The following is a 25,163-nucleotide window of genomic DNA, read 5'->3' on the forward strand; positions in this document are numbered from 1 at the left end:
TTAACAAACTATGCCTAGCTTCAAATCAAATTTAAAATAACAGAAAATAGGAGCTACAAGGAATTTTTTTATTGCTTTATTATCTTTTTTGTTTCATTATTTAGGTAAAATAAGTTGTAATGTAAAGGGAAACAAAGTCGGAGGGAAACTATATGGAGCTAAGAGTACTTAGATATTTTTTAGTTGTCGCTGAGGAACAAAGTATCGCAAAAGCTGCTCAGACATTACATATCACACAGCCAACTTTAAGTAGACAAATCAAAGGACTTGAAGAGAATTTAGGGACAGACCTTTTTACAAGAACAAATCGTAAAATGTTTCTGACTGAATCAGGTTTGTTTTTGAAAAAAGAGCAGAAGATATTTTATATCTAAGCGATAAAACAGAAAAAGAATTTAACGATAGTAAAGAAGAATGGCTCAGTGGACACATAAGTATTGGCTGTGTAGAAGCGGATAATTCAGATACACTAGCGCTTATATTAGAAGAATTTGTGTCAGAACATCCACAAGTAACTTTTTCGATCTTTAGTGGTACCAGTGATGTTATTGTAGATAGGTTAGATAAAGGCTTATTAGATTTAGCGATTTTATTAGAGCCTATATCAACTGATAAATATCATAAGTTCGTTTTACCCAGAGAAGAAAAATGGGGATTGATGGTATCACAACAGTCTTATTTAGCAAGTAAAGATAGTATTTATTTAGAAGAGCTGGTCGGCGTTCCTCTCCTTTGTTCTCTACGTGAGGATGTACAAAAAATGTTTCAATCTCATGAAGCTTTGCAGGATAGACAATTGAACATTATAGGCACCTATAATCTAATCTTTAATGTTTTTTCATTAGTAGAAAACCGAGTAGGGTCCGCCTTAACAATAGAAGGTGCTATGGCTAATAGAAATACGAGCAATGTGAAATTTTTACCTATTGTTCCAGAGATAAGCACTCATTGTGTGCTTGTTTGGAAAAGAAATACAATATTATCCCCTTCAGTTAATAAACTACTAGAAAAATTTTTACAAGCTTTTCAAGCATAGCCCTCTGCATAAAAAGCAATAGCCATAGCCAAAGTTCAGCTGTAAGATAAACTTATGAAATAAGTCAGTTACAGTTTTTTGAGGTGAAAGTATTGCCCAAAGTAATCTATTTTTCTAGAAAGTATGAAAATTTAATCGATGGGAAAGTGGTAGAGCTTGCAAAAGGCAATACAGAAGTTGTTGCCGCTAAAATCAGTCAAAGCATTGCATGTGAGCAATTAGAGCTGCAAGCTGTCACAAGCTATCCTAAATCTTATAATAAGATGGTAGAAATAGCTGAAAATGAAAAGAGAGATCAACTAAGGCCTTTATTTTATGGACTAGAAAAAGCCTTAAAGAGGGAGATACTTTTTCTAGGTTTTTCTAATTGGTGTGGCGGGCTCCCTAAAATTGTGGTTCATTTTTTAGAAAATTATAATACAAAAGGAAAAACTATTTTTCCTTTTTGCACTCTTGAGGGAAGTGCTTTTGGCAATAGTCTATTTGAACTAAAAGCATTGTGCCCTCACGCAAAAATTATGACCGGGCTTGCTGTACATGGCTCTCGTGTTTATAGGGCTGATGAAGCTGTAAAAAATAGGCTTGTTCAATATAATAAATTGGAGGAATAAACAATGGCAAAAAATGAAGAAGTAAAAGACGGTATCATCTTTTCAAGTGGTGAAAAAAATGATGCATTTGCGCAATATTTTGTAGGGCAAAGCTATATGAATTCTTTGGTAGCAGATCCTGAAGTAAATGTAGGTGTTGGCAATGTGACGTTTGAACCTGGTTGTAGAAACAACTGGCATATTCATCATGACGGTTATCAAATTCTTTTAGTAACTGGTGGCGAAGGCTGGTATCAAGAAGATGGCAAACAAGCGCAATTCTTACAAACTGGTGACGTGATTGTCACACACGATGGCATTAAACATTGGCATGGTGCAACTAAAGATAGTTGGTTTGAACATATTGCAATCACAGCAGGAACTCCAGAATGGCTAGAACCTGTTTCCGATGAAATTTATGATTAATTAGAAAAATAAAAAGATTCATCATTAGAAAACAATAAAGGAGGAACTTATTTATGGCAAAACAAACCGCAGGACGCGACAATTTAGGTGATTTTGCACCTCAATTTGCGGCATTAAACGATGACGTTTTATTTGGTGAAGTATGGGACAGAGAAGAACAACTATCTCCACGCGACCGTAGTTTAGTCACTGTTGCCAGTTTATTAACACAAGGGGTTCCACAATTAGAAGCGCACTTAAATATGGCCAAACAAAATGGCGTCACTAAAGAAGAAATTGTGGAAGTTATTACTCACTTAGCTTTTTATACCGGTTGGCCTAAAGCTTGGTCGGCATTTAACTTAGCTAAAGAAATTTTTGATGAAGATGCCTAATTGTTAAATCATTTAATTTTTAAAGGTTCAGGAAGCTAATTCTTGAGCCTTTTTACTTAGCTTTGGATAGATGGAGGAGGGACTTTAATGAGTTATTCTATTGGCGAATTGGCAAAAATTGTAGGAATGACTGTTCACGGACTTCGCTTTTACGAGAAAGAGGGATTAGTAACACCAGAAAGACAAGGCAAAAATCGGATTTATTCAGAAGAAGATAAGAAATGGATTGAATTTTTAATTCATATGAAAGAAACAGGAATGTCAATAGAAGATATGAAAAAATACACTGAATTAAGACAATTAGAAGATCCACCAGTAGAGGAACTGATGCAACTTTACTTTTACATCGAAAAAAGATACAAGAACAGTTAAATATTTATCAGAAAAATTTAGCAATGTTAGATAAAAAAATTTCGATTTATCGTCAAGAAGTTAAAACAACACGAGGTAAAGATTTATATGATTATTTTGTTACTTATTATGACGATTTTCTGGATTAATGATTTAAGTTTTATTACATAAAATTAAGTATCTAAATATGTTATAGTAATTTTAACATCAAGTAATTATTTTTAATCAGTGTTAACAGAAAAGGGATGAGAAAATGAACTCCAATTATGATAATCCAGAGTTTTTCAATGCATACGCCAATATGGATCGCTCCAAGTATGGGCTTGATGCGGCTGGTGAGTGGCATGAACTAAAAGAAATTTTACCGGATTTTACAGGAAAAAGGGTATTAGATCTAGGTTGCGGCTATGGCTGGCATTGTCGATATGCGGCAGACCACGGAGCAAGACAAGTTATTGGTGTTGATAGTTCAGAAAAAATGATCGAGCAAGCACGATCTATGACCGAAAATGAAAATATAGCGTACAAAGTGATGGATATGTTTGATTTCGATAAATTCGAGGAAAATTTTGATGTAATCATTAGTTCTTTAGCGATTCATTATATTGCTGATTATGTGGGATTAATTGAAAAAGTTTATAAGCAGTTGGCACCTGAAGGCGTTTTTGTCATGAGTGTGGAGCATCCTGTTTTTACGGCCCAAGGTAGTGAACAGTGGGTGCTAGATAAGCAAGGCGAAATCAGTCATTGGCCGGTGGACCGTTACTTTTCAGAAGGCGAAAGGAATACTGATTTTTTGGGATTCACTGTGACGAAGTATCATCGAACCATGATGACTTACGTGCAAGCTATTTTGCATCAAGGCCTTGTTCTTGATCAAGTCATTGAACTAACACCTACACAAGAAATGTTGGCATCTAGTCAAGATATGCAAGAAGAATTGCGGCGACCAATGATGTTAATTCTAGCTGCACATAAAAATTTTTAAGAAAGTTAATCTAAAATAGCCTCCGTTGCGCCAATACCAAATAGGATAAGCGGTCTAAATCGAGTAGGAGACTAACCATTAATTGATTAGTCGACCTCTCACACCACCGTACGTACGGTTCCGTATACGGCGGTTCAATAATTTAAGCTTTTATTTCTCAAGGATTTCAATGAAATCCTTGAGTTTCCATTGTTTGAACTTTTCTTTGCTGAAGATTCTATTTAGAAGTTTTGATTTTGAAATTCGCCAATACTGTTTCCGGCTATTCGCATACGTCATGGCCTCTTTATGAGAGGCCCCTCTTGCCTTCAGTTGGCGGTATTTCGTATCGACTTTCTTCCATCTTTTCCAAATCAAGGCTCGCAACCTATGTCGTAAGTATTCCATCTGTTTAGCTAGGAAAGTTTTTAGTTCTCCGTCTTTATAGTATTGAATCCAACCTTGGGTGTACTGATTGATGGTTTTGATCATCTCATCTAGCGTGCCCACCCTTTTTCGGTTCGTCAATCTTTTCAGCGTTCTTTTGAACTTTTGTTTGGCCGACGCTGTGGGTCGGCTCTTTACTTTCCCTTATCTTTTCTCATACGATAGCTCAGGTATTCTAATTGATGCGCCTTAATGATTTGGCTCTTTTCTTGATTCACCGTCAATCGTAATTTCTTTTCCAGGAATTGGGTAATACTTTCTTGGACTCTCTGAGCGGCCCGCTCGCTTTGGACAAAGATAATAAAATCGTCCGCGTATCGAATAAACCGATGGTTTCTTCTTTCGAGTTCCTTGTCCAATTGGTCCAGATAAACATTGGCTAAAAGAGGAGAAAGCGGGCTCCCTTGGGAGGCTCCTTTTGAAGTTGGACGAAGAATTTCGCCCTCCATTACTCCTGCGTTTAAGAAATTCCAAATAAGTTGGAGAACGGCCTTTTCTTCGATGTACCATTGCATACGATGCATAAGTTTCTGATGGTTAATCGTGTCGAAATAGCTCTTTAAATCACAGTCGACAACCACGTCATAGCCTTTTTCATAATATTGGCCTGCCTTCGCTATTGCTTGTTGACAGCTTTTTCCAAGTCTAAACCCATAGCTGTTTTCCGAAAAGGTCGGGTCGATCAAGGGCGTGATGACTTGTAAAATCATTTGTTGTACTACGCGGTCCCGTACGACGGGGATGCTCAATTTTCGTTTCTTGCCGTTTCCTTTAGGAATTTCCACACGTTTTGTTGGTTGTGGGCGATAGGTCCCTTCTCTCAGCTTTTGTACAAAGGGACGACGATACTTGTTCAAATGAGATTTGATTTCAGATACCGTCATATCATCGATTCCCGGTGCTCCTTTGTTCTTTTTGACTTTCTCGATCGCTCGATCTATATTCATTGAGCTGACGAGTTCGTTCATTAATGGAAAGCCACTTTGGTTCATCATCTTATTGTCGTGCTCCCTTACGCGCTCCTCATTTCTTCTTTTGCTTCCAGCTTATCCTTCCACGAGTGAGCTACCTATCGGTCTTTACCACGGTATTGGCTGCGGTCCTGGTGAGCACGTCCACCTCCTTGTTTACTTCAAAGTTATTATTGTTCAGTCCTTCATATCCATAGGATACTACTATGACCTTGGCTGACTTCTGCCTATTCGTTGTTACTACGATTTCTATCGCTAGGCAGACCTCCTCGGGTAAGGTGCGATAACTTTCCACTCACGTCACCGCCTCATTTACTGTATGGGATTCGGGCAGTATTGGACTTTGCTTTGTTTTGCAAGCTCGTCCGTCCCAATTCAGCCTTCTTATGAGATTCCTGTTCGTCAGTGCGAGTGTTTGCCTCCAGCTTCCTTCAGATTCCGCCTCACGACGGACACCCTTGCTTTTAGCTAACAGTTCCTACTGCCAAGCCTGTAGTGGACTTTCACCACCAAGTTATCGCCCATGCCGAGCGCACAAAATATTGGAGGCGACTCTTTCGACGCGCCACCAATCCGAGAAATATTGGAGGGAACTTTTCCGATGTGCCTCCAATCCAAAAAATATTGGAGGCAACTTTTCTGATGTGCCACCAATCCGAGAAATATTGGAGGCGACTCTTTCGATGTGCCACCAATCTGAGAAATATTGGAGGGAACTCTTTCGATGTGCCCCAATCCGAAAAATATCGGAGGCAACTCTTTCGATTTGCCGCCAATCTGAGAAATATTGGAGGGAACTCTTTCGATGTGCCCCCAATCCGAAAAATATCGGAGGCAACTTTTCTGATGTGCCGCCAATCTGAGAAATATTGGAGGCAACTCTTTCAATGTGCCCCTAATCCAAAAAATATTGGAGGCAATTTTTTCTATATGTCTCCAATATTTTTAGCTAGTATTTCTTTTATTAATCGAAGTCTTCTAAAACAATTTTTCCAATCGTTGTATCTGATTCTAATTGTTTATGCGCTTTTTTCAAATTTTTAGCGTTGATAGTACCATAATGATGGTTGATGGTTGCATGAATTTCATTGTTATCTACCATTTGCGAAATTTTATCTAAAAATTCATGCTGGGTAACCATATTTTCTGTTTGATAACTTGATTTAGTAAACATAAATTCCCAACTAAAAGTAGCACTTTTGTTTTTCAGTAACCCTAAATCAACCGCTTCTTCCGTTTCTACAATAGAACAGATTTTACCTAAAGGCGCAATCACATCTGCCATATTTTTCCAATGCATTTCGGTGGAATGTAGGCAAAGAATATAATCAACATCTGTAATATCTTCTTCTTTTAACTGAGAAGAAAAATCTTTATGATGATTAATAACCACATCTGCGCCTTGTTGTTTTACCCAATCGCGTGTTTCAGGTCTGGAAGCTGTCGCAATAACCGTTAAATCCACACTTTTAGCTAGTTGGGTTGCAATCGATCCAACACCGCCTGCACCATTTACAATAAGTAATTTTTTTCCTACATTACTACTTTTATTGTGACTAATGGCTAAGTGTTCAAATAAAGCTTCATAAGCCGTTAAAGATGTTAAAGGTAAAGAAGCAGCAGAAGCAAAATCTAAGGAGCTTGGCTTTTTACCTACAATACGTTCATCTACTAAATGAAATTCACTATTGCCTCCAGGACGTGTGGAATCACCTGCATAAAATACTTCATCTCCTACTTGAAATAAAGAGCAATCTTCTCCCACTTCTTCTACGACACCTGCCACATCCCAACCTAAAATTTTTGGTTTTTCTTCGATCTTTTCTTTAGGCGAGCGTATCTTCGTATCAACCGGATTAACCGAAATAGCTTTAACACGAACAAGCAAATCACGACCTTTGGCTTGTGGTTTAGGTAGAGTCAAGTCTAACAAACTTTCCTCATTATCAATTGGTAAGTAACGATAAAGCCCCACAGCTTTCATTGTATTTCCCATCAGAAACTCCTCCTTGTACTTTTTTCTTTATTGTAACACCATTTGCTAAAATATATAGAAATACTTGCTTTTAAAAATTCCTTATAAAAATTTTACATGAAAACAGTTAATCTTTCATAATTTATTCATAATTAATAGTTACTATAGACTCATACCAACAAAATGTCTTTTTATAAGACAACCCTAACACTTTTTCATTTTTACTCCTTGCCTGCCGATACATTCTCGGCAGGCCTCTTTTTTTGTTTGCTCTCTTTTTTATTGTCTAGAATTTTGTAGTTAATCATTTCAAAAATCGCATATTTCTGGGAAAACTTAGGCTTTAAGAAGAAGAGTTTGTTTTGTTTTAATGAAACTAGAGACAAAATCATGTATAATAGAAACGACGCTAAAAAGATTTAAATCAAATGAGGTGAAATTTTTTGAAAAAAATATTAGTTGTTGATGACGAAAAACCGATTACTGACATTGTTAATTTTAATTTGTCAAAAGAAGGTTATGAAGTTTATACAGCTTATGACGGAGAAGAAGCATTAGAGCAAGTAGAAGAGGTGAAACCTGATTTAGTTTTACTTGATTTAATGTTACCCAAAGTCGATGGGCTAGAAGTGGCGCGTGAAATTCGCAAAACTTATGATATGCCAATCATTATGGTAACAGCTAAAGACGCAGAAATCGACAAAGTCTTAGGCTTGGAACTAGGGGCAGATGATTATGTCACAAAACCATTTTCTAATCGTGAATTAGTCGCTCGTGTTAAAGCCAATCTAAGGCGAGGATCTTCTAGCGCTAAGGGCGCTGATCAAGCAGCCAATGTCGAGATTACAATTAATGATATTACCATTCATCCGGATGCTTACATGGTTACAAAAAATGAGGAAGAGATTGAATTGACCCACCGTGAGTTTGAACTATTGCATTACTTAGCACAACATATTGGACAAGTAATGACGCGTGAACATTTATTACAAACGGTGTGGGGTTATGATTATTTTGGCGATGTACGTACTGTGGACGTAACAGTGCGACGCTTACGCGAAAAAATCGAAGATAACGCTAGCCATCCAGGCTATTTAGTTACACGTCGAGGCGTAGGCTATTATTTACGCAATCCAGAACAGGAGTAACGCTATATGAAAAAAAAGGTTCGCTTTTTTCGATCAGTGAACTTTAAAATCGCCCTGACTTTTATCTTGGTTTTACTTGTTTCAATCGAGATTATCGGGGCGTATTTTATTCGCGGATTGGAACGATCAACCATTGAAAGTTTTAAAAGCAATATGGATACACAGGCTGAAACGCTGGCGAGTACGTTAGGCAATCACTTAGGCAGTCCAGATGACGAAGATAGTGGCCAACAAAACGATGAGCTGCAACGAGTGCTTGATAATAGTGATTCTTCTGATGTATTGGAAATGAAAGTGGTTGATGAAAAAAATAACATTCGTGCAACAACCAATGTTGCAGAAAGATATACCGTGGGGAAGAAAAATGATGATCCCTATATTGATGATTTTTCTACCAAGAGTTTAGTAGCTGTTGATGATGAAACTTCTAATCGTGTGCAAATCAATGTACAGCCCATTCAAACAACAGGTGACACAGTAGCAGGGGCCTTGTATATTAGAAGTGACTTAGAACAACAATATGAAGAAATCAATGATATTGCTTTAATTTTTATTACTTCTTCAGTGATTGCAGTTTTTATCTCGATGATCGTGGCTGTTTTAGTGGCGCGTTCCATCACTCAGCCGATTGCGGAAATGCGACAGCAGGCCCTTCGTATTGCCAAGGGAGATTATAGTCGTAAAGTCCAAGTAAAAGGAAATGATGAGTTGGGTGAATTGGCAGCGACTTTTAACCAATTGGGCGAACGAATTGAAGAAACACAAGAAGCGATGGAATCAGAGCGCAACCGTTTAAATAGTGTGTTATCCCACATGACAGACGGTGTTGTGGCAACAGATCGTCGTGGAAAAGTAATTACTATCAATGAGATGGCTTTATCTTTACTAAATGTTGAACGTGAATCTGCAGTAAACCAATCGATTTTAACGCTTTTTGATATGGGAGAAGATTATACTTTACGTAAAATTTTGGAAAATCCAGAGGAAATTTTATTAGAGCGACCTTCTGCCGATAAAAATTTGGATAATGTCCTTTTGCGTGTAGATTTCTCCATGATCCGTCGTGATTCCGGCTTTATTTCTGGTTTAGTGGCTGTTTTACATGATGTCACTGAACAAGAAAAAACTGAACAAGAACGACGCGAGTTTGTTTCCAATGTTTCGCATGAATTACGTACGCCTTTGACAAGTACTAGGAGCTATATTGAAGCTTTGTCTGAAGGCGCTTGGAAAGACGAAGAAATCGCGCCGAAGTTCTTGAATGTTACTTTAAATGAGACAGATCGTATGATTCGTATGATCAATGATTTATTGAGTCTTTCTAGAATGGATAGCGGAAATTATCAACTCCAAGCAGAATATATTAATTTTAAAGAACTGGTGAATTTTGTGTTAGACCGTTTTGATATGATGGTCGATGAGCAAGAAAAAAAATATCATATCAAACGTGATTTTACGAAAAGAGAATTATGGGTAGAAGTAGATACCGACCGGATGATTCAAGTAATTGATAATCTGATGAACAATGCGGTGAAATATTCACCAGATGGCGGTATCATCACGGTTCGATTGGTGGAAACACACAATAATATCATCTTAAGTATTACCGACCAAGGTTTAGGCATCCCACCTAATGATATTAATAAAGTCTTTGATCGCTTTTACCGGGTCGATAAAGCAAGAGCACGTAAGCAAGGCGGTACCGGCTTAGGCCTTGCGATTTCTAAAGAAGTATTGAAAGTTCATGGAGGTAACATTTGGGTTGAAAGTCGTGAACATGTCGGCTCAACTTTCTTTGTTAGTTTGCCTTATGAACCTTATGAGGAGGACTGGTGGGAATGAAGTTTTCAAAATATTTTTTGTGGATCGGCTTAGCACTAATGATCATCTTAAGTTTCTATCTTTCTTACTTGATATGGGCCAATCCAACCATTGAAGGTCAGACACTTGTCGAAGAAACAGAAGAAAGTCAAGCACATGATGAGGAAGAAGAAGAGGATTATATAGCCGCTGAAGATGTCTTTTTACCTATAAAAGCTGTTTATAAAACAGAAGATCAAATCCAAGCCAGTAATACGGAAAACTTATTAGAAGATTTACAGGCAGATATTTCGCAAGCTTCTTTTAACTCTTTAAATGTCCAAAGCTATGATTCAACTGAACAACTAGTTCAACAAACCAGAATGTCTGATGGGATTGAGATGGATTATGCTAGTTCCTTTCCTTTAGAAAAATACATTGACTTTTTTAATTTAGCGTTGGCAAATGAAGGAAATGAAGAAATAAATTCATTGACATTTCAGTTGGTTCAAATTGATTTTACAGAAGAGAAAATTCGTTTTATTAACAAAGATGAACAGCTATCAGCAGAAGCGGATATTCAATCTTCTTTAGATGGTATAAAAAACATCTTAAATGAAGATTCTGTAGACTGGTATGATGTTGTTCAAGATGAAAGACTTGATTATTTTGAATACTTCAATGACCAGCCAGTAAAATTGAAAAAGTTTAGTTACATTGCTTCTTCAAGACCATATACTGTTTTCCGCGATTCTTTCTTTACAAATCCGGATAATTTACGCAGTAATGACGATACCGACAATCTAAATATTTACGATGGGTCTGAGTCGATGGTCATTGAGCCCGATAACCAAAGAGTCGATTTTCAAGGGAATACTTCTGAAGAAGAGGAATTCGACCCTTATACTGATAGTTATCAATATATTCGAAAACTGGGCACTAATTATGGTTCAATACGCTTTTTAGATTCTATGCAAAATACCCTTGATTATCATATTTTTGTAGAAGGTTTTCCAGTCTTTAGCGATACCGAGGAAGGGAAATTTTCGGTTGAATTTTCAGATACTTCGCAAGAAGATCAACGCAGCGTGGAAATCCAAGCTAATCTAAATATGATTCAAGTGCCGATTCCTTCTGATAGTGAAATAGAAGTTCCTTCAGGAAAAGAAGTTTTAGAAGATCTGTATTATACAGGCGCAGACCCAGAAAAATTACACAGCCTGGTTGTTGGCTACAGCTGGGAAAATATTGAAGATACAGGTGTTGTCGATTTAGAACCGGCTTGGTATGTGCAGTATGGAAATAGCTGGCATAAATCAGAAGACTTAATGCAACAATTGCAAGAAAGCGAGGAATAAATAAATGGATTTTAAAAAGATCGGTTGGATTTTTTTCTTTGCCTTTCTAGGATTGAATATATTTTTATTTAGTATTTATAAAGAAGCAGACGATCAGGAAGATGTTGTTTATCGAACAGACCAAAAAGTTCCTATCGAAGATCGTCTGGATTCAGAAGATATAAGCTATAGTGGTCAGTTTTCTGGAAAACACCAAAAAGGTTATTATATCAGTGGCAAACCTAGCGATATGAATGAGGCGTTGGATGAAGAAAGGGATCGTCAAGATGACCAGGATCTTTTAAAAGATCAAACTTCAGTCGATGATAAAACACTTACTCATAGTTTGACAGAAGAAAATGCGATCACCGATACCTCTCAGACAAGCAATGTATTAAAGCAATTTTTACAAGAAGAAGATCAAGTGTTGTTTGGAGACGAATACAGTTACTTAGAAGATGTTTCAAGCTTTAAAGGAGATTACCCATCAATAATTGCGGCACAAAGCTATGAGGGTATTCCTATTGATGATAGTTCGAGTCGTATTGAAATCGAGCTGTCAGAGCAAGATGATAAATGGGTTTTAAGTAATTATACACAAACGCATATTTCTGATTTGATTCCATTGCGCGAAGCAATCTCTTTATATTCAGAAGAAGAAATTATCAATACCTTATATGTGAATAATAAAATTCCAAGTGGCTCTGAAATCAAATGGCGCCATCTAGCCTATACTTTAAATTTGAAAGTACGAGGACAAAATGTTTATGTACCTGCTTGGTTTGTTGCGATTGAAGACGAGGATGGACAGACTCAAATTGAAAAAGTCAATGCGTTGACAAATCGCATCATTACAAATACTACAGTTCAAACGGTAGAAAATTCATAAAAAGGTATGTATAATGAAATTAGTTTTTATGTTAGAGAGGAAGTCACGCGCAGTGGAGAAAGAAAATGCATTTCAAGTAAGTGTTTTAGCCAGTGGAAGCACCGGTAATTCATTATATATTGAAACACCTAAAAAGAAAATTCTGGTAGATGCTGGTTTAAGCGGAAAAAAAATCACTTCATTGCTTAGTGAAGTAGGACGAAAACCGGATGATCTAGATGCGATTTTTGTTACCCACGAACATCGTGATCATATTCATGGTGTGGGCGTATTATCACGTAAATATCATTTGGATATTTATGCCAATGATAAAACTTGGCAAGCAATGTCGCCTTTAATCGGCAATGTCGCACTTGAACATCAGCATTCCTTTGAAATGGGTAAAGTTTTGACTTTTGGCGATATGGATATTGAAAGCTTTGGCGTTTCACATGATGCGGCTGCTCCGCAGTTTTACCGCATTCATAAAGATGGAAAGTCATTTGTGGTATTGACTGATACTGGCTATTGTAGCGATTATTTGCGTGGGGTCGTACGCGGCGCAGATGCTTATTTGATTGAAAATAACCACGATTTAGCGATGTTGCGTTCAGGTAAGTACCCTTGGAGTTTAAAACAGCGGATTTTAGGCGATCGCGGTCATCTATCAAATGAGGATAGTGCACTTGCGATGACAGATATTTTGACAGATCAAACCCAGCGCATTTATCTAGGTCATTTAAGTAAAGAAAACAATTTAAAAGAGTTAGCTCATTTAACCATGGAAAATACTTTAAAAGAACATGATTTTGGTGCAGGTGAAATGTTTAAAGTTTGTGATACAGATCCAGAACAAGCGACAAGTTTGTTTGCTATATAAAAAGAGACATTCCGAATAAAATCTTTATTCGGAATGTCTCTTTTTTGCTTAATTTCCAGCAATTAGGACAAGATTTGCAATAACGACTAAGCTGTTCATGCCGACATGGCTAATCATGGAAGTCCAAATTTTTCCAGTTTTTTTATAAAGTAAGCTAAGGAAAAAGCCTAGACAAAAGTATAACAGCAAATGTCCGTCTTGATGGACAACAGCAAATATTAACGAACTAACAATAATACCTATCCAAGGATAAGCAAATGAATCAAAAAGACCGATCAAAGAACGACGGAAGACAAACTCTTCCATAATCGGACCGCCAACCATTGCTGCTAGCGCAAATAAGGGTTGACGTAAAACGATCCCAATAATATTTTGTGTATTTTGCGATTCAATCGGTATGCCGAAAAATTGTTCTATTTGCATAATGACTGTTTGCAAAAGTATGGCTAGAAAAATCCCGACGATCCCCCAAAATAAAGTAGGGAGCAGGTTAATCTTGTTTTTTTCAAAGCTTAATTTGCTCGTTTGTCTAAGATACAAAAAAATCATAAAAGCAGCGCCTAAAAGATAGGTTACGGTGGTGACATTTGTACTGGCTTGGCTCGTTGGCGCAAAGATGGGAGCAAAAAAAGCAATAATATACATAAAAATGGTTAATAAACTATATTTTCTTACAGACATTAGCGACTCCTTTTTCTAAGAAATTTTTTATCAATTTATTTATTATACAAAAAGAGAGTCAGATTGACAATTGCCAGTCATTTAGTCGATAAATTCGGCCTTAGAAGTGACTGACTTTTTTTGACTTTTGTAAAAAAATTTGTTCTAACTACTTGCAATATTAGTAAAAAATGATAATATTGAAATTGTGAGTTAGCACTCTATATTAATGAGTGCTAATAACAGAAAATTAAATGAAAAATTTTATTTGGAGGGATTTCTCGTGTTAAAACCATTAGGCGATCGCGTATTGATCGAAGTTTCGGAAGAAGAAGAAAAAACAGTTGGAGGCATTGTTTTAGCATCCACTGCGCAAGAAAAGCCACAAACTGGTAAAGTTGTAGCTGTCGGTCCAGGACGTACACTAGATAATGGTGAACTAGCAAAGGTTCCTGTAAACGTCGGAGATACTGTTTTATTTGAAAAGTATGCCGGCTCTGAAGTGAAATATGATGGACAAGACTACATGATCTTTTCAGCAAAAGACCTTGTAGCAATTGTAGAATAAAAAAATACTTTATTTTGAGGTGAAGAAATCATGGCAAAAGATATTAAATTTTCAGAAGACGCACGTCGTTCAATGCTTAATGGCGTAAGTAAATTAGCAGATACAGTCAAAGTAACTTTAGGCCCAAGAGGTCGTAACGTTGTTTTAGAAAAATCTTACGGCTCTCCTTTAATTACAAATGATGGTGTAACGATTGCTAAAGAAATTGAATTAGAAAATCGTTTTGAAAATATGGGCGCGCAATTAGTTTCAGAAGTTGCTTCTAAAACTAACGATATCGCTGGTGACGGTACAACAACTGCAACTGTATTAGCACAATCCATTGTAAGCGAAGGTTTGAAAAACGTTACTTCTGGGGCTAATCCTTTAGGCATTCGTCGTGGTATTGAACAAGCAACACAAAAAGCTGTAGAAGAATTACAAAATATTTCTACACCAGTAGAATCAAAAGAAGCGATTGTACAAGTTGGTGAAGTTTCTTCTGGCAGCAAACAAGTAGGCCAATATATTGCAGATGCAATGGATAAAGTTGGTAACGACGGTGTGATTACTATTGAAGACTCACAAGGTATTGACACAGAGTTGGATGTCGTTGAAGGTATGCAATTTGATCGCGGCTATCTATCACAATACATGGTAACTGATAATGAAAAAATGGAAGCTGATTTAGATAGTCCTTACATTTTGGTTACTGATAAGAAGATTTCTAACATTCAAGATATTCTTCCTTTATTAGAACAAGTTGTACAAGAATCTAAACCACTATTGATTATCGCTGATGATATCGATGGCGAAGCTTTACCAACACTTGTTTTGAATAAAATTCGTGGGACATTTAACGTTGTTGCAACTAAAGCTCCTGGATTTGGTGATCGTCGTAAAGCAATGTTAGAAGACATCGCTGTATTGACTGGTGCTACAGTTATCACTGAAGATTTAGGACTTGAACTAAAAGATGCTACAATGGACTCTCTTGGTAAAGCTAATAAAGTAACTGTTGATAAGGATAATACAACAATCGTTGAAGGTGCTGGCGATTCAACAGCTATCGAAGATCGTGTACAATTAATTAAAAATCAAGTAGCTGAAACAACTTCTGACTTTGATCGCGAAAAATTACAAGAACGTCTTGCTAAATTAGCAGGTGGTGTTGCAGTAATCAAAGTCGGTGCAGCAACTGAAACAGAACAAAAAGAACTAAAACTACGTATTGAAGATGCTTTAAACGCTGCTCGCGCTGGTGTTGAAGAAGGTATGGTATCCGGTGGTGGTACAGCACTTGTTAATGTAATTAATAAAGTAGCTGAACTAGATGCAGATGACGATGCTATCACAGGAGTTAACATCGTACTTCGTGCATTAGAAGAACCGGTACGTCAAATCTCTGAAAACGCTGGTTTTGAAGGATCAGTTATTATTGAAAAACTAAAAAGCGAAAAACTAGGCGTTGGTTTTAACGCAGCAACTGGTCAATGGGTAAACATGGTTGATGCAGGTATTGTTGACCCAACTAAAGTTGTACGTTCTGCTTTACAAAATGCAGCATCTATCTCTGCACTACTACTGTCAACAGAAGCAGTAATTGCAGATCGTCCAGATGAATCAGGCAATGATGCTGGAGCTGGCGCTCAAGGAATGGATCCATCAATGATGGGCGGCGGCATGATGTAATAGCTTTACAAAAAGCCTTGGACTTTAAAATGTCCAAGGCTTTTTTGCTGTGAATCGAAGCGTAAACAAAGAGATGAACAGTACTAGGGCGAGCGAAGGCGAGCCGTAGTGTCCTTTACCTTTTATCGTTGATAATATAAAAGAGCTATGCGAATTCGAATTGCTATATATTCAACATAGAAATTCCATTTCCATGTGCTATCGTCGTTCATACAACATAAGTTTTCCATTTCCATGTGCTATCGTCGTTCATACAACATAAGTTTTCCATTTCTATGTGCTATCGTTGCTCATACAACATAAGTTTCCCATTTCTATGTGCTATCGCCGCTCATACAACATAAGTTTTTTATACTCTAAAATCAATCTGTATTTTTTATTTATAGATAATTTGCTATGCTATCTTTTGTTATTTGTCCCAATTTTTCTCTAGCTGCTTTATCATAAGCTTGTGCGTTTGCTTGAGCTTGGGTTTTACCTTCGAAATATTCACCTGTAACTTCATCTAATTCTTTTGAAGTTGTAAGATATTCAACGGCAGAAAAACCTTTTTCCACTGAAGTTTGCGCTGGACCGAAATGATCAGATACCATGTTTGTGCTCATTAGTGTTGATGGATGTAGTGCATTGACGTGAATTTCTCTTTTCTGTAATTCAGCTGCAAGGTCAAATGTAAACATGATCAAAGCTAATTTACTACGCTCATATGCTAAGTAACCTTCATAATGGTTTTCCATATTGATATCATTAAAATCAATAGGCGCTTGGCCAACTGAAGCAACGTTAATGATTCTTGCATGATCTTTCATCATCGGAAGTAATTTTCTAGTTAATAAAACTTGAGCTAAATAATTGATACTCCATCTTAACTCGTAACCATCTTGACTCAGTTCACGTTGCTTTTGTGATTTCGGACCGCCACCAATACCAGCATTGTTTATCAAAAGATCAATTTTTTCACTATTTGCTATAATTTTTTCAGCCAATTTTGCTACCGATTGAAGCGAAGCAAAATCGCCATTAAAATATTTTAGATTCTGATTGCCGGTTGTTTGTTGTATTTCTTCAATAGTTTTAAAACCTTTTTCTTCATTTCTTCCATGTAACAAGACTTTTGCGCCTTGTTTTGCAAAACGTTCAGCTGTCATTTTTCCCAGACCATCTGTTGCGCCAGTAATTAAAACTGTGGATTCTGACAATGATTTCATTTGGTATCCCTTCCTTTCACGAATGTTCTTTCTTGTTTTAGCATAACAAATAATTATAATTGGCGAAATAAAAAGGAAGTCTACAAGTCATTCTATAATATTTTACTTATTTTAAGTGTTATTGTTACATTGCTGTGATTATCTTTGTTATAATATAATGGAGAAAAATTGAGGGAGTCTGAGTGTAATGAATAAAACCTACAAAGATGATAGTTTAGCACTGCATACGGATCTTTATCAAATTAATATGATGAAAACTTATTGGGAACTAGGGCGTGCTGATAAGCATGCGGTTTTTGAATGTTTTTTTAGGGAAATGCCTTTTAAAAATGGTTATGCAGTATTTGCTGGGTTGGAGCGTTTGGTTGATTATTTAAAAAATTTGAAATTCACTGAATCAGACATTGAATATCTACGTTCAGTAGAAAATTATCCGGAAGGTTTTTTGGATTATTTAAAAAATTTTTCTTTTAGTTGTACTGTTCGTTCAGCTAAAGAAGGGGATTTGGTTTTTGCCAATGAGCCTATTATCCAAGTAGAAGGACCTCTAGCTCAAGCGCAATTAGTAGAAACTGCTATTTTAAATATCGTTAACTTTCAAACATTAATTGCCACCAAAGCAGCCCGTATTAAGTCGGTTATCGGAGAAGATCCGCTCTTGGAATTTGGTTCAAGACGTGGACAAGAGATGGATGCTGCTTTTTGGGGAGCTCGGGCTTCCTATGTGGGTGGTGCTGATGCTACTAGTAATGTACGCGCCGGTAAAGTATTTGGTATTCCGGATGCTGGGACACATGCACATTCACTTATTCAATCTTATGGGAATGATTATGATGGTTTTATGGCTTATGCTAAAACGCATAGAGATTGTGTCTTTTTAGTGGATACCTATGATACATTAAAACTAGGCGTACCAAATGCGATACGTGTAGCTAAAGAATTAGGCGATCAGATCAATTTCTTAGGAGTGCGAATTGATAGCGGGGATATGGCCTATATTTCCAAAAAAGTTCGAGAGCAGTTGGATGACGCTGGTTTTCCTGAGGCGAAAATTTATGCCTCCAATGACCTTGACGAAAACACGATTTTAAATCTAAAAATGCAAAAAGCCAAAATTGATGTCTGGGGTGTGGGAACGAATCTGATTACTGCTTATGATCAACCTGCATTAGGTGCGGTTTATAAATTAGTTTCGATTGAAAATGATCAAGGAGAAATGGTTGATACAATCAAACTTTCCAGTAACGCAGAAAAAGTAACAACGCCTGGAAAAAAACAAGTATGGCGTATTACACGTAATTCAGATGGAAAATCACAAGGAGACTACGTCACTTTGTGGGATGAAAAACCTAACGAACAAGAAAGTATCTATATGTTTCATCCCGTACACACTTATATTAACAAAACGGTTACTGATTTTACTGCTCGCGTTCTTTTACATGATATTTTTGCACAAGGTGCATTAATTTATGATATGCCTTCTTTAGAAGAGATCAAAGAATATTCTAAAAGTTGCTTAGCTTCCTTGTGGGAAGAGTATAAACGTGAGTTAAATCCACAACCTTATCCAGTAGATTTATCGACAGATTGTTATAATCATAAGATGAGACTTTTGAATAAAGTTCGTCAAGAGGTAGAAGATATAACATCTTAATTGTTATATATGTAGGAGGAATTATTTTGAGTTTACAAACAAAAATTATCAATGAAACAGGCGTCCAGCCGACCATTGATCCAGAAGAAGAAATCAGAAAGAGTATAGAATTTTTAAAAGATTATTTATACAAAAACTCTTTTTTTAAAACCTTTGTATTAGGTATTAGTGGTGGACAGGACTCTTCATTAGCTGGACGTATGACACAAATAGCCATGGAGGAAATGCGACAAGAGACCCAAGATTCGGACTATCATTTTATTGCGGTACGACTTCCTTATGGGACACAAGCAGATGAAGAAGACGCTGAACGCGCTATTGAGTTTATTCAACCAGATACACAAATCGCAGTTGATATTAAACCGGCAGTAGATGCTCAAGTATCTTCTTTGGAAACTGTGGGTATGTCAGTTTCGGATTTTAATAAAGGGAATATAAAAGCACGCCAGCGTATGATTACGCAATACGCAATTGCTGGTGAGTTTTCGGGTGCAGTGATCGGAACAGATCATGCGGCAGAAAATATTACAGGATTTTTCACGAAATTTGGTGATGGGGCAGCTGATATCATGCCTTTGTTCCGCTTAAACAAAAGACAAGGACAGCTGTTATTAGAAACGTTGAACGCACCAGAAGAACTTTATGTTAAGGTGCCAACTGCAGATTTAGAAGAAGAAAAGCCACTAATTAGTGATGAAACTGCATTAGGTGTAACTTATCAAGAGATTGACGATTACCTAGAAGGAAAACGCGTTTCCCAACAAGCCCAAGAAACAATTGAAAATTTATGGGCGAAAACGCAACATAAAAGACATCAACCGATCACGATTTTTGATGACTTTTGGAAATAAAAGCGCGCAAGTATTTGTTTGGATTTTGTTAACAATAGCTAAGGGAAACGTTGAGGTTTCCCTTTTTATTAAGTCTTTAGACCGGGTTGAGCTCGCGTAGCGTGCGAAACAAAAAACCACCCGCTATGCGGGTGGAAAGGAAAAAGTTATACTAAAAAAATCTCTTCACTAGCGTTACAATGTAGTTGTTCAGGCTACATGGTAATGAAAGGAAGAGATTCAGTTGGCTAACAAAGCAAATAGTTTAGCCCATACAAAATGGTTATGCAATACCATATTGTATTCACCCCCAAGTATAGAAGAAAAATTGTTTATAATCAATACAGAGCAAGTCTACAAGAGATTATCAAAAGATTGTGCAGTTATAAAGGTGTAGAAATCCTAGAAGGACATATGATGCCCGATCATGTTCACTTGCTCGTAAGTATACCACCGAAGATAAGTATTTCTAGCTTTATGGGGTATTTAAAAGGAAAAAGCGCCATGATGATGTTTGATAAACATGCCAATTTGAAGTACAAATTTGGGAATCGTCATTTTTGGGCAGAAGGTTATTATGTGAGCACAGTGGGTCTTAATGAGGCAACCATCAAGAAATATATTCAAGAGCAAGAAAAACATGATATGGCCTTAGATAAACTAAGTGTTCGAGAATATGCAGACCCTTTTAAGGGTTAGAGAGTGATAAAAACACCTCTTGAGAGGTAGCAAAAGCGACAAAACCAGTGTGGCTTGAACAAAGTGAAAGCCAGCGCCTTGAGACGCTGGCTAGTATTGGGGGCTTATAGCCCCAGAGCAAACCACCCTTTTGAAGGGTGGTTATGATTTTTAGTAAGGTGTTTGAAAAGAATGAATAAAAAATTAAAATATTTCGTCTTAACTTTAGTGATTTTTTGTGGAATTATCTTTAGTAATCTTTTTTTACAATGGTGTCAAAATGAGCTATCCATTGATTTAGCCATAAAATTTGCTTTTTCATGGCATACAGAAAAATTCTTTTTAGCTAGTTTGGTTTTGTTGATACTGTTTATCTTTTTCAGTAGTCTGGCAGGCTCGTTAATTGCTGGTGCTAGTTTTTATAGCCTTTTTATTACGATCATAGGCATTGCTACTTATTTGAAAATGTCCTTTCGACAAGAACCGGTTTATCCTGATGATTTACAAATGGTGACTCAGTTGGGGTTTTTTAGAGAAGTTATTGGGACAGGCCCCTTTGTGTTCGTTCTTATTTTAATGATCGCTGTTGGACTTCTTTTTATCTATCAATTATATCGTAGTTTCTTTTTAGCCAAAAATACACAAATCTTGCGCGTTATGATGCTTTGTCTTAGCAGTTTAGGTTTGGTATATATTAGTCATTTCAATGATGAGAGTAACTTGCTAAGAAAAGGTTATGATCAAACCGCTTTGTGGATTCCTTATTCGCAAGAAATGAATTACTATAATGTCGGTTTTGTAGGTGGTTTTTTATATAATTTGCGGGTGGACGCAATGAAAGAGCCTGAAGGGTATTCACAAGAAGCAATTGCAGATATTACAGAAAAATACCAAGAGGAAGTTGAACCAGCTGAAAGTAAAGAGCAGCCTAATATTGTCTATGTGATGAGTGAAAGTTTTTCTGATCCTGAGCATCTACAGGGACTCTCGGTTTCAGGAAATCCTTTAAAAGAGTATTATGACCTAGCTGAGCAAACCTACAGTGGGAAAATGCTTTCGCAAAATTACGGTGGGGGTACAGCGAATATTGAATTTGAGGCACTAACGAGTTTTTCTATGGAATTATTGAATCCGCAGATGACAACCCCTTATACGATGTTAATACCTAAGATGGATGATTTGCCTTCATTGGTTTCTTTAACAAAAGATCGCGGATATGATGCAACTGCGATCCACCCTTATGATACTTCCATGTATAAAAGACAAGATGTTTATTCAATCTTAGGTTTTGATCGTTTTATCGATCAAGATAGTATGGATTATACTCAAACCATCGAAAATAATCCTTATATTTCTGATGAGGCCGCTTATCAGCAAATATTGGATCAATTACAAGAAGAAAAAACACCACAGTTCTTTCATTTGGTGACTATGCAAACGCATATGCCTTATGAGGGCAAATATGATAATGTTGATTATCAAGTAAGTGGAAATGATAATAATCGTAATGTTGAACATTATTTACAAGACATTCATTACAGTGGAAAAGCGCTAAAAGACTTCACCCAAGAACTGGAAAAATTACCAGAACGTACCTTAGTCGTTTTTTGGGGCGATCACTTACCAGGGATTTATTCTGATCAACTACAAGAACAAAATGATGAAGCTAATTTACATCAAACGGAATTTTTAATGGTAGATTCAAAAGAAGATTTACAACACGAAGAAGGGGAGGTTACGAGTCCTTTTTACTTCGCACCGAATTTATTTGAAAAAGCAGGCTTGCAGTCAACACCTTTTTATGAACTTTTATTAGATTTAGAAGATATACTGCCTGCTTTTGAGGCGAGGATGTATGTAGATAATGATAAACAATTTCATGAAGAGTTAAAGTTGAATAAAAAGCAACAAGAAATTTACCAGGATTATCGTTTGATTCAATACGATATTTTACAAGGGGAACAATATAGTTTAGAAAACGATTTTTTCAATTAAGTTGTTTCACGTTTAGCTTTAATAAAAAATAATTTTATCATTTAAAACATGAAATCACGCCTTTTAATTTTTCTTTTACGACTATTTTTGTGAAACGCTAAGTAGAGGTGTGGATGTTTTTTGGATAAAAATTGTGGATAAAAAAATGGCTTATTTGGTTAAAAAACCAGTAAGCCATTTTTTTAAGAAAACATTTCGCGATGGGATAATTGTTCTTGGATAAAAGCAGAAATCTGTCCTAACTTTTCCGATACTACCTTCTTACGTGTTAAAAAATATAGATTGCGTTCGCCGAAAGAATCTAAACATTGGTAGGGTAAATTTTGCTCTAAAGCTAACTTGGAAACGATCGTTTTTCCTACATGGTGCTTTAACAGTGCTAAAACCATCTCATGGTTATAAGTACGGATAATATTAGGCGTTAGGTTGTTAGATTTTAAATAATTTTCATTGATAAAACCCAGAGGAGAGTCGGTTTCAGGTAGTAACCAATAGTCGGAATCAGGATCACCTGCTAGTACTAATTCGTCTTTAGTGACGATATAACGATCAACCAATTCACTACGTTCTGGAGTTTCAATCAAGCCAAAATCAACTTTTGCTTTTTCTAATGCTTGGACAATTTCTTCTCCTGACATGACTGGAAAACTAAAATTAACCATAGGGAAACGCTTGACCAAAATAGGTACAATTTTAGGGATCAGATAGGTTCCGCAAGTTTGAGAACTAGCCAAAACACAATTTTCACGATAACTTTTTTGTGTATTTACATGCGTAATGGCGTCATTCCATTCTTCAATAATCTTTAAAATTCTAGGATATAAAAAATCAGCTTCTTTGGTAGGAAGAATTTCTTGTTTCCCATTGCGAATAAATAAAGTGACATTTAAATGATCCTCTAATTTTCGGATTTGAGCGGACACAGTAGGTTGTGTTAGATAAAGACTGTTGGCTGTCTTGGTAAAATTATGGGTTTCATAAACAGATAAAAAAGCTTTTAATAAGTGAAACAAACCTTCACCTCATTTGCTATAAATTTTAAAATTCATCTACGGCAGCTTGCCATTTTTCACAGAGTAAGTGGTAAATATTTTGGATTTCGTCATTGGTACCACGTAATTCAAAATCAGCCAAAAAAGGGATATCAAACTGTTCAGCGTACTGTTTAGCAGTTAAACAATATTGGTCGTTAAAATTTTTATTGCCGCTGCCGATTACTCCTAAGCAAAGATTTGGATTATTTTTAAATTCGATATAATCTCGTAAGCTTTCAGTTAAGATTTCCTGATCTCCATTATCGATGCCATTGCCGCCTTCTAAGTAAGTAGGAACAAAAGCAAAAAATGGTTCAGTTTCTTCTTCTTCAGGTGTATTGTCGTCGATTTCTTTTGCGTGTATAATTAGCTCATTAACATTTTTTTCTTCGGCAAATCGTTGGAGACGTTGCACAAAAGAACGAGTGTTGCCAGAAATAGATATATATACTACATTCATTGGATATTACCTCCTGGAGATAGTATAGCAAATATAAGTAAATGTTGGAAAATAATTTTATAAGAAAGAAGGAATTTTATGATTCGTTTTGCCAAAAAAGAGGATCAACCCAAAATTGCGGAATTAATATTAGTTATTTTAAAGGATATGGAGTTACCCTTTTTAAATAAAGTCGATGAACAAACGACTTTAAAAATTTTACAAGAAGCTATGCAAGATCCTGAGTATCGGTATGGCAGGAAACATGGCTTGGTAAATGAGGTTGATGGGGAAGTCGCTGGAATTGCTTTTGGTTATTTTGCTAGCGAGGAAGAAACGATCGATAGAAGTTTAGAAAAAGTGCTCGCTAAATATAATGTAGCTGATCAATCTATGTTTGGCGAAAAAGAAAGTTTTGCTGGGGAGTGGTATCTAGATACGCTTTGTGTAGATTCAGCTTATCGTGGGCAAGGGATTGCTACAGCACTGTTAGATGCTACTGAAGATTTTGCCAAAAAAGAAGGCGCCACGGTTTTAGGCCTTTGTGTGGACCATGCGAATAAAAAGGCGCAAAGACTATACGAAGAGAATGGATTTAAAATCGTTGGGGAGCAAATCATCAGTGACCATCCTTATCATCATATGCAAAAAGAGATTCATTCTTAATGAAAAAAGACAGGACCAATTAGGTTCTGTCTTTTTACTCTAGACTGTTGGATAGTTTAAAATCAAAATAAAAAGCAGCTTTCTTTTTTCGATTACGATTATATAACCAATAGTCCATAATAGCTGCGACACAGATACAAGTAGGCGCATTGTTTGGATTGGGAATCTCTAGCATATAATAGTCGCCAGTTAAAAACACAGCTTTATTCATTTGCATGATTTCCTCGTTAAAGCGCCGAATTTTGTAATGGTGATTGTAAATATCTCCATAAACACTCCAATTTAATCTTGGAATGTAATAAAAATCACCTGGCCAATTAAAGATTTTTTGTAAAGTCCCCACTTTAGTATAGTTTTCATAAATCTCAAAACGTTTACCAAAAGTCCAACTGATCTGTTTGATACTAGCGACTAAGTTGCCGTTCATTCGATATAAAGAAAGAGCATCGCCTTTTGTACCCCAGCGTCCGACAAGTAAGAAAAGGGATTGACCTTTTTCATCTGTCACAACCGTACGTGTAATGTTACTTAATTGCTTATCTTGAATATAAAATTCTGGCATGCCCTTCACCTCCTTGTTTAAACAATCA

Annotated in this window: 24 protein-coding genes and 2 pseudogenes; 18 read left to right on the forward strand and 8 right to left on the reverse strand. The window is 36.5% G+C overall.

The annotated features are described in order from the left end of the window. Window positions 1–152 precede the first annotated feature (152 nt). From AC806_RS03800 to AC806_RS03825, 6 genes and pseudogenes are all read left to right on the forward strand, one after another. Window positions 153–1,036: pseudogene (locus tag AC806_RS03800) on the forward strand (LysR family transcriptional regulator). Between the two features lie 92 nt (window positions 1,037–1,128). Next, window positions 1,129–1,647 (forward strand): flavodoxin, encoded by a 519-nt coding sequence (locus tag AC806_RS03805; protein ID WP_069028800.1) that lies wholly within the window; start codon window positions 1,129–1,131, stop codon window positions 1,645–1,647. A gap of 3 nt (window positions 1,648–1,650) precedes the next feature. After that, window positions 1,651–2,052, forward strand: coding sequence for a cupin domain-containing protein (locus AC806_RS03810; protein WP_069028801.1), 402 nt, complete (start codon window positions 1,651–1,653; stop codon window positions 2,050–2,052). A 53-nt stretch (window positions 2,053–2,105) separates the two neighbouring features. Then, window positions 2,106–2,426 carry a carboxymuconolactone decarboxylase family protein gene (locus AC806_RS03815; protein ID WP_069028802.1) on the forward strand — a complete coding sequence of 107 codons (321 nt, stop codon included), beginning with the start codon at window positions 2,106–2,108 and terminating at the stop codon, window positions 2,424–2,426. An 87-nt stretch (window positions 2,427–2,513) separates the two neighbouring features. Next, on the forward strand, window positions 2,514–2,798 hold the full coding sequence (locus AC806_RS03820) for a MerR family transcriptional regulator (protein ID WP_083207558.1): 285 nt from the start codon (window positions 2,514–2,516) through the stop codon (window positions 2,796–2,798). 232 nt (window positions 2,799–3,030) lie between these two features. Next, entirely contained in the window at window positions 3,031–3,765 is a 735-nt protein-coding gene (locus AC806_RS03825; RefSeq protein ID WP_069028803.1) for a class I SAM-dependent methyltransferase, read from the forward strand. Between the two features lie 150 nt (window positions 3,766–3,915). Here the strand turns inward: AC806_RS03825 and AC806_RS11665 are convergent, their stop codons facing one another. From AC806_RS11665 to AC806_RS03845, 3 genes are all read right to left on the reverse strand, one after another. Continuing rightward, window positions 3,916–4,272 carry a group II intron maturase-specific domain-containing protein gene (locus AC806_RS11665; RefSeq protein WP_014123482.1) on the reverse strand — a complete coding sequence of 119 codons (357 nt, stop codon included), beginning with the start codon at window positions 4,270–4,272 and terminating at the stop codon, window positions 3,916–3,918. A 53-nt stretch (window positions 4,273–4,325) separates the two neighbouring features. Continuing rightward, a complete protein-coding gene (gene ltrA, locus AC806_RS03830) occupies window positions 4,326–5,186 on the reverse strand; it encodes a group II intron reverse transcriptase/maturase (protein ID WP_083207559.1) in 861 nt (286 codons plus the stop codon). A gap of 940 nt (window positions 5,187–6,126) precedes the next feature. Then, window positions 6,127–7,158: a zinc-binding alcohol dehydrogenase family protein gene (locus AC806_RS03845; protein WP_061841398.1), complete on the reverse strand. Its 1,032-nt coding sequence runs from the start codon at window positions 7,156–7,158 to the stop codon at window positions 6,127–6,129. A gap of 422 nt (window positions 7,159–7,580) precedes the next feature. On the opposite strand from AC806_RS03845, the gene yycF reads away from it, so the two are divergent. From yycF to AC806_RS03870, 5 genes are read left to right on the forward strand one after another with little or no spacing between them, the layout of a single operon-like run. Then, the gene (gene yycF, locus AC806_RS03850) at window positions 7,581–8,285 is read left to right on the forward strand and encodes a response regulator YycF (protein ID WP_014124502.1); all 705 of its coding nucleotides are present in this window, start codon (window positions 7,581–7,583) and stop codon (window positions 8,283–8,285) included. Window positions 8,286–8,291: 6 nt separating this feature from the next. Then, on the forward strand, window positions 8,292–10,127 hold the full coding sequence (gene walK / locus AC806_RS03855; RefSeq protein ID WP_069028805.1) for a cell wall metabolism sensor histidine kinase WalK: 1,836 nt from the start codon (window positions 8,292–8,294) through the stop codon (window positions 10,125–10,127). Continuing rightward, entirely contained in the window at window positions 10,124–11,443 is a 1,320-nt protein-coding gene (locus tag AC806_RS03860) for a YycH family regulatory protein (protein WP_014124504.1), read from the forward strand. The genes walK and AC806_RS03860 overlap by 4 nt, the downstream gene beginning before the upstream one ends. 4 nt (window positions 11,444–11,447) lie before the next feature. Next, the gene (locus tag AC806_RS03865) at window positions 11,448–12,311 is read left to right on the forward strand and encodes a two-component system regulatory protein YycI (protein ID WP_014124505.1); all 864 of its coding nucleotides are present in this window, start codon (window positions 11,448–11,450) and stop codon (window positions 12,309–12,311) included. A gap of 28 nt (window positions 12,312–12,339) precedes the next feature. Further along, window positions 12,340–13,170, forward strand: a complete 831-nt coding sequence (locus AC806_RS03870; protein WP_050989811.1) for an MBL fold metallo-hydrolase — start codon at window positions 12,340–12,342, stop codon at window positions 13,168–13,170. 48 nt (window positions 13,171–13,218) lie between these two features. Here AC806_RS03870 and AC806_RS03875 read toward each other — a convergent pair whose 3' ends face one another. Continuing rightward, the gene (locus AC806_RS03875; RefSeq protein WP_069028806.1) at window positions 13,219–13,851 is read right to left on the reverse strand and encodes a CPBP family intramembrane glutamic endopeptidase; all 633 of its coding nucleotides are present in this window, start codon (window positions 13,849–13,851) and stop codon (window positions 13,219–13,221) included. Between the two features lie 262 nt (window positions 13,852–14,113). Here AC806_RS03875 and groES point away from each other — a divergent pair, with 262 nt between their 5' ends. Together groES and groL are read left to right on the forward strand one after the other, a co-directional pair. Beyond that, window positions 14,114–14,398, forward strand: coding sequence for a co-chaperone GroES (groES, locus tag AC806_RS03880; RefSeq protein ID WP_014124508.1), 285 nt, complete (start codon window positions 14,114–14,116; stop codon window positions 14,396–14,398). 30 nt (window positions 14,399–14,428) lie between these two features. Beyond that, window positions 14,429–16,069 carry a chaperonin GroEL gene (gene groL, locus AC806_RS03885; protein ID WP_014124509.1) on the forward strand — a complete coding sequence of 547 codons (1,641 nt, stop codon included), beginning with the start codon at window positions 14,429–14,431 and terminating at the stop codon, window positions 16,067–16,069. Between the two features lie 380 nt (window positions 16,070–16,449). On the opposite strand, the gene AC806_RS03890 is transcribed toward groL, so the two are convergent. Next, on the reverse strand, window positions 16,450–17,277 hold the full coding sequence (locus tag AC806_RS03890; RefSeq protein ID WP_069028807.1) for an SDR family NAD(P)-dependent oxidoreductase: 828 nt from the start codon (window positions 17,275–17,277) through the stop codon (window positions 16,450–16,452). A 187-nt stretch (window positions 17,278–17,464) separates the two neighbouring features. On the opposite strand from AC806_RS03890, the gene AC806_RS03895 reads away from it, so the two are divergent. The 4 genes and pseudogenes from AC806_RS03895 to AC806_RS03910 all read left to right on the forward strand — a co-directional run bounded on the left by AC806_RS03895 (window position 17,465) and on the right by AC806_RS03910 (window position 22,434). Further along, complete coding sequence (locus tag AC806_RS03895; RefSeq protein WP_069028808.1) at window positions 17,465–18,931, forward strand: nicotinate phosphoribosyltransferase; 1,467 nt, start codon at window positions 17,465–17,467, stop codon at window positions 18,929–18,931. Window positions 18,932–18,957: 26 nt separating this feature from the next. Continuing rightward, window positions 18,958–19,782 carry an ammonia-dependent NAD(+) synthetase gene (gene nadE / locus AC806_RS03900; protein ID WP_069028809.1) on the forward strand — a complete coding sequence of 275 codons (825 nt, stop codon included), beginning with the start codon at window positions 18,958–18,960 and terminating at the stop codon, window positions 19,780–19,782. A gap of 223 nt (window positions 19,783–20,005) precedes the next feature. After that, a pseudogene (gene tnpA, locus AC806_RS03905) lies at window positions 20,006–20,460 on the forward strand (IS200/IS605 family transposase). Between the two features lie 171 nt (window positions 20,461–20,631). Next, a complete protein-coding gene (locus AC806_RS03910) occupies window positions 20,632–22,434 on the forward strand; it encodes an LTA synthase family protein (protein ID WP_014124513.1) in 1,803 nt (600 codons plus the stop codon). A 182-nt stretch (window positions 22,435–22,616) separates the two neighbouring features. Here AC806_RS03910 and AC806_RS03915 read toward each other — a convergent pair whose 3' ends face one another. Then, entirely contained in the window at window positions 22,617–23,447 is an 831-nt protein-coding gene (locus AC806_RS03915; protein ID WP_061841211.1) for a LysR family transcriptional regulator, read from the reverse strand. Between the two features lie 25 nt (window positions 23,448–23,472). After that, window positions 23,473–23,928 carry a class Ib ribonucleoside-diphosphate reductase assembly flavoprotein NrdI gene (gene nrdI, locus AC806_RS03920; RefSeq protein ID WP_014124515.1) on the reverse strand — a complete coding sequence of 152 codons (456 nt, stop codon included), beginning with the start codon at window positions 23,926–23,928 and terminating at the stop codon, window positions 23,473–23,475. 78 nt (window positions 23,929–24,006) lie between these two features. Here nrdI and AC806_RS03925 point away from each other — a divergent pair, with 78 nt between their 5' ends. Next, window positions 24,007–24,573, forward strand: a complete 567-nt coding sequence (locus AC806_RS03925; RefSeq protein ID WP_069028810.1) for a GNAT family N-acetyltransferase — start codon at window positions 24,007–24,009, stop codon at window positions 24,571–24,573. Window positions 24,574–24,607: 34 nt separating this feature from the next. On the opposite strand, the gene AC806_RS03930 is transcribed toward AC806_RS03925, so the two are convergent. Next, on the reverse strand, window positions 24,608–25,135 hold the full coding sequence (locus AC806_RS03930) for an LURP-one-related/scramblase family protein (protein ID WP_069028811.1): 528 nt from the start codon (window positions 25,133–25,135) through the stop codon (window positions 24,608–24,610). Between the last annotated feature and the right edge of the window lie 28 nt (window positions 25,136–25,163).

Source organism: Tetragenococcus halophilus, assembly GCF_001712815.1.
Lineage (GTDB): Bacteria > Bacillota > Bacilli > Lactobacillales > Enterococcaceae > Tetragenococcus > Tetragenococcus halophilus.

Excerpts from the sequence above, each read along its gene's own strand:
- AC806_RS03815 (WP_069028802.1), top strand. The coding sequence starts at position 2,106 with ATGGCAAAACAAACCGCAGGACGCGACAATTTAGGTGATTTTGCACCT.
- AC806_RS03910 (WP_014124513.1), top strand. The coding sequence starts at position 20,632 with ATGAATAAAAAATTAAAATATTTCGTCTTAACTTTAGTGATTTTTTGT.
- AC806_RS03865 (WP_014124505.1), top strand. The coding sequence starts at position 11,448 with ATGGATTTTAAAAAGATCGGTTGGATTTTTTTCTTTGCCTTTCTAGGA.
- walK (WP_069028805.1), top strand. The coding sequence starts at position 8,292 with ATGAAAAAAAAGGTTCGCTTTTTTCGATCAGTGAACTTTAAAATCGCC.
- AC806_RS03875 (WP_069028806.1), bottom strand. The coding sequence starts at position 13,851 with ATGTCTGTAAGAAAATATAGTTTATTAACCATTTTTATGTATATTATT.
- AC806_RS03825 (WP_069028803.1), top strand. The coding sequence starts at position 3,031 with ATGAACTCCAATTATGATAATCCAGAGTTTTTCAATGCATACGCCAAT.
- AC806_RS03930 (WP_069028811.1), bottom strand. The coding sequence starts at position 25,135 with ATGCCAGAATTTTATATTCAAGATAAGCAATTAAGTAACATTACACGT.
- AC806_RS03925 (WP_069028810.1), top strand. The coding sequence starts at position 24,007 with ATGATTCGTTTTGCCAAAAAAGAGGATCAACCCAAAATTGCGGAATTA.
- AC806_RS03890 (WP_069028807.1), bottom strand. The coding sequence starts at position 17,277 with ATGAAATCATTGTCAGAATCCACAGTTTTAATTACTGGCGCAACAGAT.
- AC806_RS03870 (WP_050989811.1), top strand. The coding sequence starts at position 12,340 with ATGTTAGAGAGGAAGTCACGCGCAGTGGAGAAAGAAAATGCATTTCAA.
- AC806_RS03860 (WP_014124504.1), top strand. The coding sequence starts at position 10,124 with ATGAAGTTTTCAAAATATTTTTTGTGGATCGGCTTAGCACTAATGATC.
- nrdI (WP_014124515.1), bottom strand. The coding sequence starts at position 23,928 with ATGAATGTAGTATATATATCTATTTCTGGCAACACTCGTTCTTTTGTG.
- AC806_RS03895 (WP_069028808.1), top strand. The coding sequence starts at position 17,465 with ATGAATAAAACCTACAAAGATGATAGTTTAGCACTGCATACGGATCTT.
- AC806_RS03845 (WP_061841398.1), bottom strand. The coding sequence starts at position 7,158 with ATGGGAAATACAATGAAAGCTGTGGGGCTTTATCGTTACTTACCAATT.
- AC806_RS03820 (WP_083207558.1), top strand. The coding sequence starts at position 2,514 with ATGAGTTATTCTATTGGCGAATTGGCAAAAATTGTAGGAATGACTGTT.
- AC806_RS03810 (WP_069028801.1), top strand. The coding sequence starts at position 1,651 with ATGGCAAAAAATGAAGAAGTAAAAGACGGTATCATCTTTTCAAGTGGT.
- groL (WP_014124509.1), top strand. The coding sequence starts at position 14,429 with ATGGCAAAAGATATTAAATTTTCAGAAGACGCACGTCGTTCAATGCTT.
- ltrA (WP_083207559.1), bottom strand. The coding sequence starts at position 5,186 with ATGATGAACCAAAGTGGCTTTCCATTAATGAACGAACTCGTCAGCTCA.